At 48.9% G+C, this 18,994-nt stretch carries 9 protein-coding genes; 2 read left to right on the top strand and 7 right to left on the bottom strand.

The window, feature by feature from the left end:
• The 4 genes from MES37_RS10050 to MES37_RS10035 form a co-directional block, all read right to left on the bottom strand.
• Window positions 1-668 (bottom strand): MASE1 domain-containing protein (locus tag MES37_RS10050; RefSeq protein WP_237931233.1); only part of this gene is annotated, 668 nt, incomplete at its 3' end.
• 125 nt (window positions 669-793) lie between these two features.
• Window positions 794-2,086 (bottom strand): sensor domain-containing diguanylate cyclase, encoded by a 1,293-nt coding sequence (locus tag MES37_RS10045; RefSeq protein ID WP_237931230.1) that lies wholly within the window; start codon window positions 2,084-2,086, stop codon window positions 794-796.
• A 148-nt stretch (window positions 2,087-2,234) separates the two neighbouring features.
• On the bottom strand, window positions 2,235-2,753 hold the full coding sequence (locus MES37_RS10040; protein ID WP_064543679.1) for a hypothetical protein: 519 nt from the start codon (window positions 2,751-2,753) through the stop codon (window positions 2,235-2,237).
• The gene (locus tag MES37_RS10035) at window positions 2,750-3,535 is read right to left on the bottom strand and encodes a winged helix-turn-helix domain-containing protein (RefSeq protein ID WP_121814961.1); all 786 of its coding nucleotides are present in this window, start codon (window positions 3,533-3,535) and stop codon (window positions 2,750-2,752) included. Before MES37_RS10035 ends, MES37_RS10040 begins: the two co-directional genes overlap by 4 nt.
• Window positions 3,536-4,162: 627 nt before the next feature.
• On the opposite strand from MES37_RS10035, the gene MES37_RS10030 reads away from it, so the two are divergent.
• Window positions 4,163-4,771 (top strand): helix-turn-helix domain-containing protein, encoded by a 609-nt coding sequence (locus MES37_RS10030; RefSeq protein ID WP_064543683.1) that lies wholly within the window; start codon window positions 4,163-4,165, stop codon window positions 4,769-4,771.
• A 74-nt stretch (window positions 4,772-4,845) separates the two neighbouring features.
• On the opposite strand, the gene MES37_RS10025 is transcribed toward MES37_RS10030, so the two are convergent.
• The 3 genes from MES37_RS10025 to MES37_RS10015 form a co-directional block, all read right to left on the bottom strand.
• Window positions 4,846-6,219 (bottom strand): HlyD family type I secretion periplasmic adaptor subunit, encoded by a 1,374-nt coding sequence (locus MES37_RS10025; RefSeq protein ID WP_064543685.1) that lies wholly within the window; start codon window positions 6,217-6,219, stop codon window positions 4,846-4,848.
• Window positions 6,206-8,377, bottom strand: a complete 2,172-nt coding sequence (locus MES37_RS10020; RefSeq protein ID WP_202914349.1) for a type I secretion system permease/ATPase — start codon at window positions 8,375-8,377, stop codon at window positions 6,206-6,208. Before MES37_RS10020 ends, MES37_RS10025 begins: the two co-directional genes overlap by 14 nt.
• A 282-nt stretch (window positions 8,378-8,659) precedes the next feature.
• Entirely contained in the window at window positions 8,660-10,003 is a 1,344-nt protein-coding gene (locus tag MES37_RS10015; protein WP_064543689.1) for a TolC family outer membrane protein, read from the bottom strand.
• 525 nt (window positions 10,004-10,528) lie between these two features.
• Here MES37_RS10015 and MES37_RS10010 point away from each other — a divergent pair.
• Entirely contained in the window at window positions 10,529-18,985 is an 8,457-nt protein-coding gene (locus tag MES37_RS10010) for a retention module-containing protein (RefSeq protein ID WP_237931228.1), read from the top strand.
• The last annotated feature ends 9 nt before the right edge of the window (window positions 18,986-18,994 follow it).

Below are 18,994 nucleotides of genomic sequence, written 5' to 3'. Positions count from 1 at the left end.
GAACAGACTAAGCATGTCAGTTCCGGCAACCGCAAATCGTTGGCCACCTGATGACGAATTTTTTTCAGATATTTCAATGTGTAGGCAGGGGTTCTAATCGACCGAATGACCAGATATAGCATCGGCAAACCAATGATATTCCCCACTAACATACCCTGATAGTTGATTAATGTTCGGGTCGTGAAAGGGCTGACATACATCATGGACGGATTCATCCCGAATAACCCTAAATAGAGCTCGGCATGAAAATAATTAAGAAATAGCGTAGCGTTAACCACTACCAGCCAAAAAATGCGTTGCCACGTCAGGTTATATCGCCCAAAACTTGCGCGGCCTCTTTTACCAGTAAAGTAATAGTACCCCGCGCAACAGATCGCTACTGAGGTAAAATAGTGCAGTATCGACATTAACGCGGGTTCTAAACCACGGTCCGGGTAAACGCGGTAAAAGATACACAGAATGATCCCGGGCAGTGCCTTAAAACCATAAATCACCGTCAGGATGGTGGTGAGAGCCATGTTCAGATAAAAGAACGGGATTTCAAAGCCATCCACCGTGCCATAGGTGCTCAAATACTGGGTGATGGGGTAGAGCATAAACGGTAGCACCAGGGGCAACGCCCACCATTTATCTTTATATCTGTTATATGCTGTAGAAAGTTTCATCATCAATGTTAGCTTTTCTTCACTAAATCCAGGTTTTGGAGTGATTCACAAGCATCCATTGCTTAAGAATGAGTATTTTGCTACTCGGTTGTGCTAATTCTTTACTGCTCTTCGTTTTTAAGTGCCGATTAACTCGGCAATGTCATCTCTATTTCATCATAAAATGTGATGCTATTTTTTCCTCGATTTTTGATGTAATACATCGCGACATCCGCTTTTTTAAGCAAAGTGGCGACATCATTACCATGCTCCGGGTAAATGGAGATGCCAATGCTGGCAGAGATAAAATCTACGCTAGTGGCTGAAAGCTCATAGTTATCAGCAATCCGCGCAAGCAACTTATTCGCCAGTTGAATAACCACTTGTTTATCTTTTTGACAAACGACGACAATAAATTCGTCACCGCCAATTCTGGCGACAAAGCCTTCGCGACTGATATTTTCTTTGAGGGTTTGTGAAATTTTCACCAGCAGTTCATCCCCCACCGCATGACCCCAGACGTCGTTGACGCGTTTAAACCCATCCAGGTCGATAAACATGATAAACAACAGGTCTGTCTGGTTGGTGAAAAGGGTATTCAGATGTTTTTGCAGATACAGCCGATTGGGCAATTGCGTTAATGAATCATGCTGTGTCATTTGTTTAAGCTGCAAGTTCTTTTTAATTAACTCGCGCTTGAGTAGTTCATTACTTAAATGTTCTTTAAAATTAACAAACCAAATAAATATTGCCAGCAGAAATACCAGCGCGACAAGTACGATCAATGTCATGGCGATGGTATTTTCGATATAGTCATCCTTAGGCATTGATGACATCGGAATAGAGCCCATGTTGATGTCACATGACCCTAAAAAGTGCATGATGGCGACACCACAACACAACGTAAGAGTGGCACTTAGTCGATAGAAGTTGGCATAAATATCATTTTTGTTGGTAATGACCAACATGAGATGGGTCAGGCGCAACATGACTAACGATGTGATAAAAATCGCAATCAACGACAGGATGATTTTAGTATTGCTGACGTACCAATCGCCTGCATTGATGATAGCGGCCATCCCCAAATAGTGCATAGAAGCGGCTGTCGCAGAAAAGATTAAAGCAGGCAGAAGATAGTGTTGCCCACGCAGTCTTTTGAATAAAAAACACACAAACCCCAGCGAGCAACCGACTATAGCGATCAGCAATGAGGCCAGTGTTTTTTGAATGTTATAATTAATAACGTGGCTATGATGATGTGCCTGTATCACCATATAGTGCAAAACCCATATCCCGCAGCCCATTGTTGGGCCACTAAATAAAGGCCAGCAATAATGTTTTTTACGCGCGCCTGCTTTACATAGCCAAAAAGAGACATAAAAAGCTATGCCCGAAATAATTATAGCGAGTAAAACTAATGAAATATCATAATTAAATAACATATTTAACTTAAAATTTACTCTCAGGAGGCATGCTTATTTATTATAAACTGAATTATCCCGCAGCGTAATAGCGTTATGTAATAGCTTTGTACTTAGGTAGGATAAATATCACCTTGGCACCAGGGGGCAATATTATCCTGGGCAAATCTTACTCGTCCTCAGGCAACATGTACTTCTGGCAGTATAAATAGGGAATACCTTCGCGGGTGATGAGATCGGCATCTTTGTTCAGGGTAAAGATATCGATATCTGTCACGCCAGCACTTTTGAGATAAAAGTCAGGGAGGAATTGCTGGAGTACCCCTGAAGGCGCGGTTTCGCGGTTTGATACGATTATCTGGCGAGATACCCAGACAGGGCTGAGCCCATAATCCGCATGGGTAAAGAGGATGGTTCGCTGGACGGTATACTCCTCCTGGGCACTTACATTAATGATGCCGTTAATGTGGGCAATGCCTTTGCCGTCGCCGGATTTAAAATCGATAATCCCACGGAAAGAAGCCTTATCTCTGTTTATCTGTAACGTCGCACGGCAGACGAGATTGTGTCGTGCGTCATTGGGCGGTTGATAAAGATACACCGCCAGGCCGGTTACAATCGCGACGCAGACTAAAAAAATGACGCGCGTCTGGGTTCGGAGTGAGGAGATCGCGGTGAATATCTTCATTGACTATCGTACCGAGGATAATAGACGGATTGGCAGGAATTACCGCGTGATAACTCCATACTGGTGGTGCATAGAATGACTGAAATATTTTTTGTTTCTGGATACGCAGTGATATAGAGGTAGTTATCGTCCTGGCACATATCAGGATGTTGCTGGATGAATTCCTTATGGCGGAGATGATTACTGGAATCTCCATTGAAAAAGTAATGGCATTGTCCATCATATTTCATTGGCGAAACATAGCCGGAAAAATATTGTTCGTTGAATACGCGGGGATAGATAATGATGCCGATGATTATCACGGTGGCGATAATCATCCACCATTCCGTCAGATTTAAAATAGAACGCTTATCATTTGTCGCTTTATAAGGTAGCGATTCAGTAATGGTTTCTGAGGGTGATGGTTCCGGTTGTGCTTCTGGCACTGGGTCCTGCTGTTCTTCCACGCTTATTTCTCGCTGGATGATAAGACCCTTACGTGGAACCGTGGTGATTATTTGTTTCTCAACATTCATTTGCGCAAAAGTTTTTCGCAAAGAAAGAATGCTTTGATAAAACGCGTTAAAACTCACCTGCCTGTGGCTTTCTCCCCATGCGAACGCGAGCAACTCATTCTGCGTGACAATGGCACCATGGTTTCTGAGCAGCAACAAAAGGCATAACGCAGCAGTTGGCTTGAGTTTTATCTGTTCGTGGCTATCCATATGCACCAGAGACTGCTTTGCAGGGATGAATAGTATTTTATTTTCAATGAGATAAAACAGATTATCTGCTTCGGGCATGCTCGTTAACTCAGGCTGGTATTTACACGTGTCATTATAAGCATATTGGTGCAGGGAATAACCTTATGTTTCATCTGACCTGCACCGCGTTGCGCTTTATTTCAGCTATTCACAATACTACTAACAAATAACACACACATAACGAACATTAAAACTAGCTTTAAATCAATGTGTTACATATTTTTAGGTTTTCTTTTTTAATTGCAAAGAGAAAGATCCCGCCGCAAAGATGAAAAACATTACGTTAAACCCGCAGATAAATATACTCAGACACATAACGGCATAAAAGTTGACACCTGGAAGATGTTCTTCACGGTCAATGCACTCGATTGTGCCGCTAGAATATAATACCTGAGTGTTTTACTCGCCTTTACTCACCGCTAAATACCTCTGTTTATAACAATGGGTGAGTTATTGCGTATTATTTTACCAGGTAAACTATAAGTTTGATCATTTAAAGTCGCCTGGCAGCGACCTTAAAAACGTTGGCTTATTAAGTGCAGGTTTGCCCTTATATCCTATATTGATATAAGTGAAGAGTAATGAGTTATCAAATTGCTTAAGGGCAGTCTCCTTCACTCAGTGAATGGAGATAATCTATATCCACAATCTAAGTAAGAGAAATTGATGTCCAGCCTTAACGTAGATGAATCGGTCATGCTCATTGGCGATGAATTAAAAAGATCGGAAAATGCGTATTTTTCGTTGCGAAAAAAACGTCAGCGCATTGAGCTAAGAAAGGACGGCAATTTATTTTTCCTGGAGAAAGGAACAGTCTCCGTATACCGAGTCGAAAATGATCTCGTCACGATAAGCCTCGCAGCTCCAGCAATACTTGGTCTGGCGCAGATGCGTAGTGAAGTGGCGTCGCATTATTTACGATGTGATTCTGACTGTGAAATGTGGGTCATGAGCACCGCGAATGCCAATGAGCTGCTGACGAAAAAGAGCTTATGGATTCACGCGTTTGATATTTTAACCAGCCATCTTCAGCGCTACTTCCAGCGTGAAAATATGCGTTCTCATAAAACTATCCGCGAAATTGTGACGGAACATGTGAAGCATATTTGGTCTCTTGAACCTGAGATCCGCGAAAAAACCTCGGTATATACCTTTATCCTGAGCCGCAACCATATCTCGCGCAGCGCGATTCATAAGGTTTTGCAGGAGTTAGTGAACGAGGAGAAATTGTCTTTGAATCGTGGGAAGTTGGCGTCTTGTAATTTTAATTCGTAATGTCGGGGGCGCAACACCTTCCCGACCTACGATTCTGGTAAAAAACCGCAACGTTACCCGTTGCGGTTTTTTTATTATCTTTCCCGTAATGCCTCAGCCTTTGCCCGAATAATCGGCTTCAGCAGATAACTCAGAATCGACTTCTTACCCGTCAGAATATCAACCGTCGCCACCATCCCCGGAATAATCAACATCGGGTGCTCTTTGCTCCCAAGGTAATTCTTATCGGTTCGCAGGCGCGCAACGTAGTAACTGTGGCCTTGCTTATCGGTGACGGTATCCGGGCTAATTTGCACCAGCTCACCGTTCAGGCCGCCATACGTGGTGTAATCGTAAGCGGTGAATTTCACCACTGCATGCTGTCCTGGGTGCAGGAAGGCGATATCGCGCGGCTGAATTTTCACTTCAATCAGCAACTTGTCATCAAGCGGAACAATCTCAACCAAATCACTGCCTGGCTGGATAACCCCGCCAATGGTATTCACCATCACCTGCTGCACAATACCGCGCACCGGTGAAACCACCATGGTGCGGTTCACCCGGTCTTCCAGTGCTTTGCCCGTTGCTTCGGCTTTACTCAGGTTAGTGCGCGCTTCATTGAGTTGCGATAACGCATCGCTCTGGAAGCGGTTACGGCTTTCACCAATCTTGTTCTCAATCTCTTTCGCTTCCGACGCAGACTTCGGCAGGGAAAGCGTAATAGAGTCCAGCATCCCTTTAGTTTCTACTTCGGTGCGGCGTAAACGCAGGATCTCGACTTTAGAAATCGCGCCAGACGCCAGCAACGGCTCAGACATTTTGATCTCTTGTTGTAGCAAACCGAGACTGTGTTTGTACTGATCCTGTTTCGACTTGAGGTCGCGCAGTTCCTGTTGTTTTTGCACCAGTTGTTCTTGCAAGCCTTCAATCTCATTCTGGAACTGGCGGTGACGGCTGTTAAACAAATCAACTTCGCCACGCGCCACTTGTGGGGCGAGCTTGACGATGTCATCTGAAATCACAAAGTCTTTGTCCTCCGCTTCTGCGGTCAGACGGTCAATCTTCGCCTGTAAGCCGAGCTTGTCCGCTTCGGTTTCGCCGACGTTTGACGCAAATCGCGTATCATCCAGGTGCAGCAGCGGTGTTCCGGCTTCAACGATTTGCCCTTCATGAACAAACAGTTCCGTAACAATACCGCCTTCTAAGTTTTGGATTTTTTGCAGACGAGAAGAAGGGATGGCCTTGCCTTCGCCACGCGTCACTTCGTCCAGCCTGGCGAAACCCGCCCAAATGAATGCCAGCACCACTAATGCCAGAATCGTCCATAGCGTCAGGCGGATAACACGCGGGGAATCATCAATAAGTGCATGACTTACCTCATTAATATTGTCAGCCTGATTTTCATCGCGCCCCTGAAAATAGCGGCGCAGCGGCTCACGATAACGGGAAATTAACTCAGCGAGACGCATTGATTTGCCCCTTCTTCAGCGCATCCATCACAATGGCTTTCGGGCCATCGGCAATAATGCGTCCTTTATCTACAATTATCAGGCGATCAACCAGCGTCAGCATCGACGCCCGGTGAGTCACCAGTAACAAGGTTTTATCGGCAACAAACGGCACCAGCGCCTGTTTAATCTTGTCTTCACTGGTGTTGTCCATTGAACTGGTCGGCTCATCGAGCAACAAAACTGGCGGCTCGAGTAACAATGCTCGTGCCAGCGCCACCGCCTGGCGTTGCCCGCCGGATAACTGCATCCCGCGTTCACCCACTTGCAGGTTGTAGCCATCAGGGTGAATGCGTGCGAACTCGCTCACGCCCGCAATCTCAGCGGCGCGCAGCATAGTTTCGTCATCGACATAACGCGCACCAGTGACCAGGTTATCGCGCAGCGTGCCATTAAATAGCTGAATATCTTGAGGAACGTAGCCAATGCTATGGCGCAGGTCGTTAACGTCCAGCTGGCGGGCGTCGACATCATCAATCAAAATATTGCCGCTGGAAGGCTGGTAAAGGTTGATGATGAGCTTGCTGATGGAGCTTTTGCCGGAACCGCTACGGCCAATAATACCGACGCGTTCGCCCGGTTGAATGGTCAGGTTTATCTTGTGCAGCGACGGGTTTTTCTGCTCGGGATAACTGAAATCGACGTCTTTAAACTCAATGCTGCCACGGAAGTTTTCGCGTTTCAGCGGATGCTCATGCTCGCGGCGTTCTTGCGGCATCGACATCATTTTTTCTGTGCTGTTGATGGTCAGTCGCGCCTGCTGATAACGGGCAATTAAACCGGTGAGTTGCCCCATTGGCATCAGCGCGCGGCCATTCAGCATGTAGCAGGCAATCAGGCCACCCATACTCAACTTGCCGCCAATAATCATATACACGCCAACAATAATCATCAGCACGCCGGACATTTGCTGGAACCAACCGGTCAGGTTACTGGCAAAACTCGACAGCGTTTTGACGCGCAATTCCAGGCGGCTTAAGCTGCCAAGCGTCTGTTCCCACTGGTACTGGCGCTCGCTCTGGGCGTTGTTCACTTTAATCGCATCAAGGCCGCTGAGTGTTTCAATCAGCAATGCCTGGCGTTCGCTGGCCAGGCTCATGGTTTTGGCAACGGCGGCATTCACCGGTTTCTGCAACGCCCAACTGATCAGCAGCGCGATAGGGAAGGTGAGCAGCGGGATCCACGCCAGCGAGCCGCCGATAATCGCGATCACCAGCAACAGCACCAGCGTAAACGGCAAGTCGATAAGCGTGGTCAGCGTCAGCGAAGAGAGGAAATCGCGCAGCGACTGAAATTCATGAATATTCTGTGCAAAGCTGCCGACTCGCGCCGGGCGGGCTTTCATCTCCATGCCGGTAATGCGCTCAAAAAGCGTGGCAGAGATAATCAGGTCACTCTTTTTCCCGGCAATATCGAGACAAATACCGCGCAGCATTTTTAAGATCAAATCAAACACGAACGCCAGGCAAATACCGACCGCCAACACCCATAACGTCACCGTGGCATGGTTCGGCACCACGCGGTCATACACGTTCATGGTGAACAGCGGCGTGCCCAACGCGATCAGGTTGATCAGCAAACTGGCGAGCACCGCATCCATATACAGATAACGCGACAGCATCAGCGTATCTTTGAACCAGGATTTGGTGCGCGGCAAGAAGGATTCAGACTGCAAATCAAACTCATGGCGCGGATGGGCAAAAATCACCTGTCCGGTGTAGCTTTCTTCAAGGATTGACGCATCAACGCGAATTTCACCACCTTCGCTTTCGCTTGGCATCACACGCGCGGAACCATCGGCGTTCCAGCCGAGCAATACCGCAGCTCCACCCTCGCGCAGCATCAGAATCGCCGGTAGCGACATGACCGGGATTTTATTAAGCGTGCGTTTAATGATGCGCGCTTTTAACCCGGCACGTGCCGCAGCACGCGGCAAAATGGTCAGCGTCAGGCGGTCGTTCTCCAGCGGCAAGCCACTGCTTAAAGTTGAACGGCTTGCCGATTTACCATGCAAAGTGCAAAGCACCAGCAGGCAATCGAGTAGGGGATCGTCATGGCGGCTGCGCGGATCATGATAATGCGACTCCTCCAGTGGAGGAGCCTCTGTCATTGTATTCATGGGTTCAACTTGTAAATTCATTGATGAGTTTTGTCGGATGAACGAAATAATTTTTGTCGGATGACGCTGCGCTTATCCGACCTACGTGAAACATTTTTGTCGGGTGGATGACGCTGCGCTTATCCGACCTACGTGAAACATTTTTGTCGGGTGGATGACGCTGCGCTTATCCGACCTACGTGAAACATTTTTGTCGGGTGGATGACGCTGCGCTTATCCGACCTACGCGAAACATTTTTGTAGGGTGGATAAGCGCAGCGTCATCCACCATTGAACGCGAAATTAATTAAGTTCTGGCAACGTATTATTACTCGCCGAATCAATTGGCTGAGCTGCTGGCGTTGGGCTAACTTTCAGGTCTTTTAATAATTCACCCATGCGCGCGGAAATTCGGTAGCCGGACGATATTTCCAGATAACGTAATTCAACCAGGCGGCGTTTAGATGAGAACACTTCGTTTTCACTGTCTAATAAATCCAGCAGTGTTCGTTCGCCGAGGCTGAATTGATCCTGATAAGCGGTACGCACTTTTACACTGCGGTCGGCATATTCTGCCGCTGCCGGTAATTGGTCGCGGGCATTTTTTAATGCCGTCCATGCCAGGCCAATTTCCTGATTCATTTGGCGCAGCGTGTTATTTCTCACGTCCTGTGCTTGTTTTTGCAAATAAGCACGGGAATCCATCGTGGCTTTATCGCTACCGCCCTGGTACAAGTTGTAATGCAGTTTCACCATCGCTTGCCACTCTTCGGCATGGGCACGCGTGGTATCGGTATCGTTACTCACGCTATGGGCAAGGGAAACATCAACACGCGGATAAAACGTTGATTTTGAAGCTTCATATTGCTGATGGGCGGCTTCAATATCGGCGTTAGCCGATTTCAACAGCGGGTTGTTGGCTTCCATCACCTGTTTAGCGTCCTTCAGGGATTTCGGCAGCTCAGCCGCAATATTCTCAGGCAAGCTCAGGTTTTCTGGCTCTCTGCCAGTCACGCTGGTAAACGATGTTTTGGCATCTTCAAGGTTGGTCTGCTCAGTCAGTAAATTGTTTTGAGCCTGTGCCAGACGAGCTTCTGCCTGCATTAAGTCGCCAGAACGCCCCACGCCTTGATCGGTGCGCAAACGAATCTGGTCGTAGATACGTTCATGGTTGGCTAAATCGTCTTGCGCCAAATGAACATATTCTTCGCGTTGCAACACATCGAGATAAGCCTGAACCACTTCTAATGCCGTGGTTTCGCTAATATTCATCACGCTAAAGGCGCGCGAATCAACGGTGGCTTTCTGGCGGCCCACTTCACTGGTGGTGGCAAAGCCGTCGAAGACATTCTGGTCAAGACTGACGGTGGCATCATTCGGGGAAAGATTCATCCCGTTATTATCACCACCGGCACGTGTCGTCGCGTCATCGAGGTTCTTTTGACCCGCTTCGGCATTTAAATTTAAAGAAGGGAGATAACCGCCGCGTGCCGCACGTAAATCTTGTTCCGCCGAATAGCGGCTATTTACCGAAGCGTTCACTTCTGGATGAGTGGATAACGCTTGCTTGACGGTATTCGGTAAGCTTTCTGCATTAACAGAATGTACAGATAAACAACCCAGGATAAAAACAAAAAACTTCTTCATTTTATGAAGCCTTATTACATGCGTTAACGATATCCCTATATCACGCTTTATATCCCCTTCATTCTTCGAGCTGCATATGTGTTGGCTGCGTTCACTCACCCGAATCACTTACCTTAGTAAGCTCATCGGGATTCCCTCGCTTGCCGCCTTCATGCAACTCGAATTATTTTGGGGAATTCCATTTCTGTTTTTAACACGAAACATCATATCAATTAACACGCGGTGTTTATCTGTCAGGCATTAAACAGACTTTCATTCGAAATGAAATTTAATGTTCTGTAATGTGATGTTTCACTTTGTGTCATTTTTGATTATATTTAGAACTCAGTCAAGCGCACGATAATAGAATTCTAATAACTGTGTTTTTTTCTACATTTATAAATTAGCGCCAAATGAGCAATGTCCATTAATGGGCATTTATGGCTATATTTGGCGATATTTAGTGAATGAAAGAATAATGTTATTAATTATTTAAATTATCGAAAAACAATACTAATAAAATCCAAAATAATTCGAGAGGGTACGGTGAGCAATTTACTCGGTGTAATCAAAGCAGTCATTGGTCAGGTTTATGTCATCGAAGCCGATGGCTCACAGCGTCTCTTGAAAGAAGGTGACAGAATCTACAGTGGTGAGGAAATTGTCACGGGTGCCAGCGGGGCGGTTAGCGTCGCTTTACCGGATGGTAAAACGCTGGATCTTGGGCGTAATAGCCACTGGACAGAGCATGGCCTGAATGCGGTAAGCAGCGCCGCACATGACACGCAAGATGTCGCCGCCCTGCAAAAAGCTATTGCCGACGGTGCTGACCCAACACAATCATTAGAAGCGACCGCCGCGGGTAACCAAACGCCCGTGCAAATTGAAGGCGGTGGTGGCGGCCATACTCTGGTGCAATTAGATTTAACCGCGCAGATTGTTGATCCAACAGCCGGTTTTAATACTCAGGGGCTGGGCGCGCCGACCTGGGAACATAACTTACCTGAAGGCGGCTTAAACGCTGGCTCACCTCCGGTTCTACCTCCGCAGGTTCACATCGACGAATTCGCGGGCAACGACGGTTACGTTAACAAAAATGAAATAAACCACGCCCACATTAGCGGCACCAGTAACCAGAAACATGTCACGCTGACTTTCACTGATAGCCAAAAAAACACATTGACGTTTGAGGTGGATGTTAAAGACGGGCACTGGACGGCGGACCCCGATTTAACCGCTCTTGCGGAAGGCGAAATTAACGTTATCGCCACGGCTACGGATATCTCCGGTCGCACCGCGCAAAGCACTACCGATGCGCTGATTGATACCGTCGACCTGCACGACACCATCACCATTGATGATGTTACCGCTGATAACGTGATTAATATCGCTGAATCCCATGAAGCGAAAACCTCCGTTCACGGCACCGTCGGCGGGGATGCCAAACCAGGCGATAAAATTACCCTGTTGGTGAATGGCCACGAATATAGCGACGTGGTTATCGACCTCGGGAATGGCGCACTGGGTTATCGCATCGACGTATTAACCCCAGACTTGCTGACTGACCCAAATATTCACGCCACCGTCACCTCAACTGATGAAGCCGGAAACACCACTCAGGCGTCGAGCGATCACCATGTTGATCTCGATTTCGATATTCATAATTCGATTACTATCGAAACCATTGCCAACGATGACATCGTCAACCGCAACGAATCGCGTATGCCGACGATGGTGACCGGTGTTGTGGGCGGTGATGCGCAAGCAGGCGACCCGGTAACGGTGACCGTCGGTGGCCGAGATTTCCACGGCGTGGTGGTCAACGATAACGGCCAGTTGCGCTATGAAATCCCGGTACCGAGCAGTCTGTTGCAAGAAGGCAATAACGACATTCAGGTACAGGTAACCAGCCATGATGCGGCGGGTAACGAAGCCACGGCAATCGAACACAAGAACCTGGTGCTCGACACCCAGGCTGAAGCCACCGTCACCATTGATAGTGTCACCAAAGACAACGTTCTTAATCACAGTGAACTGGACGCCGCAAAGCAGTGGGTTCACGGCACCGTCGGGGGCGATGCCCGCGAAGGTGATGCCATTGATCTGGAAATTAACGGTAAGCATTACAGCGGAAAAGTCATCTACATCAGCCCGAATCAACTCGGTTACCAGATAGCGGTCGAGCCACACGACTTTAGCAATAACAAGGGTGAAGTGGACGGCTTTGTGAAAGTCAGCGTTAGCGTTATTTCGCACGATGCCGTTGATAACGAAGTGATTGAAAAAACACAACATAAAGTTCAAATCGACAACCACGCTAACGCCACGATCACCATTGATGATGTCACTAAAGACAACGTGCTTAATCACGATGAACTGAATGCGGCGAAACAGTTTGTCCACGGCAATGTCGGCGGCGATGCGCGAGTGGGAGATGTGGTCGACCTTGATATTCGCGGCAACCATTTCACCGGCACCGTGGTGGATTTCGGTAATGGGGAATTAGGCTATAACATTGAAGTCGACTCTGCGGCGTTTAGCCGTAATCAGGGGGAAATCGACAGCAAAGTTAAAGTCCATGCCACCATTAAATCCCACGATGATGTGGGTAACGTGACCATTCAGACCACCGAACACACGGTTTATATTGATAACCACGCTAACGCCACCATCACCATTGACGCGGTCACTAAAGATAACATCCTCAATCATGATGAGCTGGCAGCGAAAACCCAGTTTATTCATGGCGTGGTCGGCGGTGATGCCCGTGAAGGGGATGTGGTTGATCTGGTGATTAACGGCACGCATTTCCGTGGCGAAGTGATTGCCATCGGCAATGATCAACTGGGCTATAACATCCCGGTCAACCCGCGCGTATTCAGCGATAACAAAGGTGAAGTGGACGGCTTTGTCAAAGTGATTGCCAGCGTCAAAGCACACGACGCTGCGGGTAACGAAGTGGTGGAAACCACGGAATATAAAGTTCAGATCGACAACCACGCCAATGCCACCATCACCATTGAGGATCTGACTGACGATAACATCCTCAACCACAATGAACTGAGCGCGCCGAAGTGGTGGGTGCACGGTGTGGTGGATGGTGATGCGGCGGTTAACGATCGCGTTGATATTGACATTAATGGCAATCATTTTACCGGGGAAGTGTTTGATATCGGCAATGGTACATTGGGTTACCGCATTCCGGTTGATTCGCGAATTTTCAGCAATAACAAAGGTGAAGTGGACGACAGCGTCAATGTGCACGCCAAAGTGACCTCCCACGATGCCGCGGGCAACGTGACCATTCAGACCACCGATCACACGGTTTATATTGATAACCACGCCAACGCCACGCTGACCATTGACGATGTCACCGCAGACAATATCCTCAACCACGCTGAACTGGATGAGAAAGAGCACATCATCAGTGGCGTTGGCGGTGGCGATGCGAAGCCGGGAGATGAAGTGGTCATTGAAGTTAACGGTATGAAATTCACCGGCTACCTCGAAAATGACCTGAGCTACCATATTGCCGTACCGTCGGCGCAGTTCGCTGATAATAACGGTAAGATCGATGAAAACCTTACGTTCAAAGCGACAATTACTTCCCATGATCTTGCGCATAACGAAATTGTCGTTACCACCACGCACACACTGCATATTGATAACTTTGCGGTAAACGATTTCACCATCGATACCGTGGCGGGCGAAGACTGGGTTAGCAAAGCGGAATCTCAACAGCCTGTCATCATTCGCGGCGATGTCACCGGCGTGGATGCCAAAGATGGCGATCCGGTCGTGGTGCGGGTAGCAGGTGTGGAATATTCAGGTGAGGTGAAAACCGACGCTGGCGGCCATCTGTATTACGAAGTTTCGCTGCCTGCGGGCACGCTTCATGATGGGCTCGTCAATGTGGAAGTGTCTGTCACCAGCCACGATGCGCTCGACAATTATGTCACCACCACGCACACGCACGATATTGCGGTCGACACTAAAGCGGCAGCCAGCATTCATATTGATAAAGTGACGGTTGATAACGTGCTTAATCACGACGAACTGGCGCAGCCCAAAGTGATGATCACGGGTTGGGTGGATGGCGATGCCGCAGTCGGTGATAAGATTGTTATCGAGGTTCATGGCATTCCCTATCCAGGCAAAGTCATTGCTCTGGATAACGGTAAAATTGGCTTCCGTATTGAAGTTGATAGCGGCTCGTTCAGTGATAATTACGGCAAGATTGATACCGATGTGACCTTTAAAGCCACGATCACCTCCCACGACATTTTGGATAACGAAGTCACCAAAACCACCACTCACACCGTCCATATTGATAACCACGCCGTAGGCAATGCGACCATTGATCTGGTGACCGGCGATAACGTTATTAACCACCTCGAATCAAAACAGCAGCACACACACATCACGGGCACCATTACCGGCGAAATTAATGTTGGCGATAAAGTCTTCATCACCGTCAATAACATCAGCTATGAAACCACGGTCATCCAGCTGCCCCATCAAAACGGGGCGTTGGGCTACAGCCTGGATGTGGTCACCAAAGATCTGCTGGCCGACCCTTACCCAACGGTTCATGTGGTGGCGCACGATGCTGCCGGTAACGAAAATCACATCGACGTGACCTACCAGGTCGATATTGATCTGCAAGCGGAAGCGACGATTAACATCGATCCGGTAGCCGGCGACGATAAGATCAACGCTGATGAATCAACTCACGAATTCACCACGGTATCCGGCACCGTCGGCGGCGATGTTAAAGAAGGGGATTATGTCCACCTGGTGATTAACGGCAATGAGCTGACGGCGAAAGTGACCAAAGACGGCAATGGTAATCTGGTGTGGACCAAAGAGGTCAGCACCCACGACCTGATGGTTGATCCGCACTTTACCGCTTCTGTCACCGCCACTGATAACGCCAATAACGTGGCTACCGCGCAGGCGGACAGGACAGTGGAGGTTGATACCAAAGTTGAAGCGGTGATCACCATTGATAAGGTTTCGGGAGATGACACCTTAAATGGTGAAGAGCTCAACCATCACTACACGCTGGTGAGCGGCACGCTGAGCGGTGAAATGAAGCCGGGCGACGAAGTGGTATTGAAGATCAACGGCCATGATTACCCAGGAAAAGTTGAGCAGGATGCTAATGGCGACATGGTTTACCACATCCTGGTAGAAACTACCGATCTTCATCAGGACCCGAATATTCACGCCAGCATCACGGTGGAAGATGATGCACACAACGTCGCTACTGCCACCGCATATCGGCCAATAAATATCGACGATCATGCCGATGCTTCGCTGACCATCAACACGGTTTCTGGCGACGATACTCTTAACCAACTGGATCAAAAATACCCGACCACTACCGTTTACGGCAGCGTGGGTGGCGAAGTCCATCAAGGCGATGTGGTACATGTTTTCGTCAATGGCCATGAATACACCGTCAAAGTTGAACCGCAGAAGTATCTCAATGGCGGCCTCGGTTATTCCGTTGAGGTGAAAACCTCCGGTTTGGTGGCCGACGGGCATATCGAAGCCTTCGTCAGCACCGTGGACAACGCCGGAAACACCATCACGGTACATGCCGATCACGACGTCAAACACGACGACCAGGCAGTTGCCACCATCACCATTGACAAGGTGACTGACGACGATGTGATTAATAATGCCGAAGCGCACCAGCCGCACACCACCATCACCGGTCAGGTGACGGGTGACGTTCATCTGGGGGATCAGGTCACTCTGGATGTTAACGGGGTGCACTACTACGGCGATGTTATCGATCTCGGGACTAAGGGCCTCGGTTACAGCATTGAAGTCAGCACCGATGATCTGATTTCTAAAGAGAACCCGACAATACATGCCTCGGTCACCGGCTACGATGAGGTGGGTAACACCGTGCTGGCTGAAGCCGACCATGATGTGGGCGTTGATACGCGTGCCGATGTCCACATTACGGACGATAGAGCCGATGGTGATAACGAAAACGGACCTGACCATTATTACGTGACGGGGCGTGTCACAGGCCTGGATGTGCAGGAGCATGACCATGTTCTGATAACCATTGGTGATAAGACCTTTGACACCGAAGTGATCAAACTCAAGGGCGGTGGTTTAGGGTTTAACTATGCGGTTTCTCCATTCATTGTCTACGCTCATCCAGATATCCAGATCGAAGTCACCAGCACCGATAAGTTCGGCAACACGACGACGGCAGTTGATCATATCCAGGCGCATCTTCCTGCTTTCGTTAACAATAATGGCAATACCACGCCGCCGGATAACACGCCGGAGCATCACGACAAACCTCATGCGGAAATCACCATCAGCCCGATTGCCGGTAACGATGTTGTCAACCAAATCGAATCTGAGGCAGGTAAAACGGTGATCCGTGGCACCGTCAGTAGCGATGTGCAGCCTGGCGATCACGTCATGCTGCATATTGGCACGCAAAATATTGAGGTTGAGATTAAAGAACGCCCTAATTTGCCTGGTGAATTGGGCTATGAGATTGCAGTCGATACCCAATATTTGATGGATCACCCGGATATTTCGGTTAGTGTCAACGCGCACAATGAAGACGGTAAGACGATGAAAGTGGATGCACATAAAACTGTGCAGGTTGATACCGATGTGACGGCCGAAATCCACCTCGACACCATTGCGGGCGACGACATTATCAACATTGTCGAAGCCCAAAATGGGGTGACTACCGTCACCGGTACCGTCAAAGGTGATGGCATCCATGACGGCAGCAATGTGACGCTGATGATTAACGGTCACCAGGTGACCACCCAGGTGCATACCGACAGTAACGGGGAGTTGAGATTCAACCAGAAAGTCAGCATTGCCGATCTGCGCCAGGACCCGCATGTCTCCGTTAGCGTCACCGCGCATGATGACCAGGGCAACACTTTGACGGTGAGCGACGATAAAACCATCACCGTGGATACGGACGTTTCAGCCAATATCTTTATCGACAAGGTCACTGACGATAACATCCTCAACCTGGCTGAAACCCAGCAGCCAAAAACCACCATCAGCGGCCATGTTTCCGGCGATGTGAAGCCGCATGAGCATGTCACGTTGAACGTGAATGGCGTGGAATATAAAGACGTTGAGATTGATGACAACCTGAAATATTCGCTTGATGTCTTAACTGATGATTTGAAGAAAGGCGACACCATCACAGCGCAAGTGACCGGCCATGATGATGCTCACAACATCACTGTCGGTCACGCCACACAGCATTATTCAACCGACCTCGCTGCTGCCGCGACCCTCACCATTAATACCGTTTCTGGTGACAATATCCTCAGCGCCAAAGATCTGGGCGCAGAATTTACCGGGATCAGCGGCACTGTCGGTGGGGATGCCGCAGTGGATGACAAAGTGACGGTGATACTTAATGGCATCCCGTATGACACTAAAGTGATCGAACTGCCGAATATGAACGGGCAGTTGGGCTACTCGCTGGATGTCAAAACTGACGATTTAAAAGTGGAGTTACAAAACCACCCGGATATCACGGTGACGGTATCCGGCAAAGACGACGCCGGTAATGACTTTAGCCAGAGTGCAAGCAAAGCGGTCAGCATTGACGACCACGCCGTGGTGACGCTGACCTTCGATAACGTCACGCAAGATAACATCCTTAACCTTGTCGAAAGTGGCAAAGCCACCACGGAAATTAGCGGCAAAGTCACTGGTGATGTGAAAGAGAATGACAAAGTTATTCTTACTGTTAATGGCCACGAACTGCCAGCAGCGCTGCACAGTGACGGGCATGGTGGGTTCATCTTCAAACTGGATGTGGCTACCTCTGAGCTGCTCGCGGATCAGACGATTACCTACCGAGTGACTGGCGAAGATGACGTCGGCAATACCTTAACGGTCGTCAAAACCAACGACATCACCATCGACCAGCAAGCGGCCAACAGCATCCATATCGACACTCTTGCCGGTGACGACAAGGTGAATGCTGCGGAGCATAGCAACCCTACCACCCTGGTCACAGGCACAATCACGGGCGATGCGCAGAACGGCGACACCGTGACGTTAACGCTTAATGGCACACAACTGCCAGGCGTGTATACCCTGCATGATGGCCTGAAAACCTTTGAAATTCCGGTGGATAACCACCTCTTAAAAGAGGGGGATAACAAGATCGATGTCACGCTCACCGGGCAAGATAAGCCTGGTAACGTGGCGACCTCGACTGATACTCACCATATTGAGCTCGACACCCACGCCGACGCGGTGATCGTCCTCGATAAAGTCACCGGTGATAACCACATTGATGGCGATCGCGAAGCCCGTCACACCTTCACCCATATTACCGGCCACATCACCGGTGAAGTGCAGGATGGCGACCAGGTGACGGCAATGATCAACGGCAAGCCGCACCACACCAACATTTACTTAGAAAACGGTGAAATGAAGTATGACCTTCCGGTGCATACCTCGGAGTTTGCGGCCGGGCATAACAACGTGACGGTCATAGTGACGGCGCACGATGCCAGCGGCAACCAAACCCCAATCTACCAGACGGTGGATGTCACGGTAGAGCCACCGCGCCACTCCGGCGACCAGCGAACGGACGTTGCAGACAAAGCCCATCACGCGGCGGCGCATGATCATGGTTTAAGCAACCTGTTTGATGACAGCCACGAACCGCTTACCTTTGCGCTGCATCCAGACGGTAAAGGCCTGCAAGGCGGGCAAGATCCTAAAGTCTTTACCGGAAAAGATGACCGCCACGACAGTAAACACGATCTCAGCTCGCTGGCTCATGAACTGCACGAAGTGAGCGACATTGCGCAGCTGATTAAAGGCGGCGCTGAACCTCATGGTGGCAAAGGCGATGCGGCAAACCCAACGCATTCGGTGCACAGCGCGGGGGATATGGGGCAGGATTCACATGGCTCATCGCACTACTCGCTGGATCACCTCATCGCAAAACCTGAGCATATTACTCACTAATTGATAGTC

It is taken from the genome of Buttiauxella sp. S19-1 (assembly GCF_022134725.1).
Classification (GTDB): domain Bacteria; phylum Pseudomonadota; class Gammaproteobacteria; order Enterobacterales; family Enterobacteriaceae; genus Buttiauxella; species Buttiauxella ferragutiae.
This window is presented reverse-complemented; position numbering and strand designations above follow the sequence as displayed.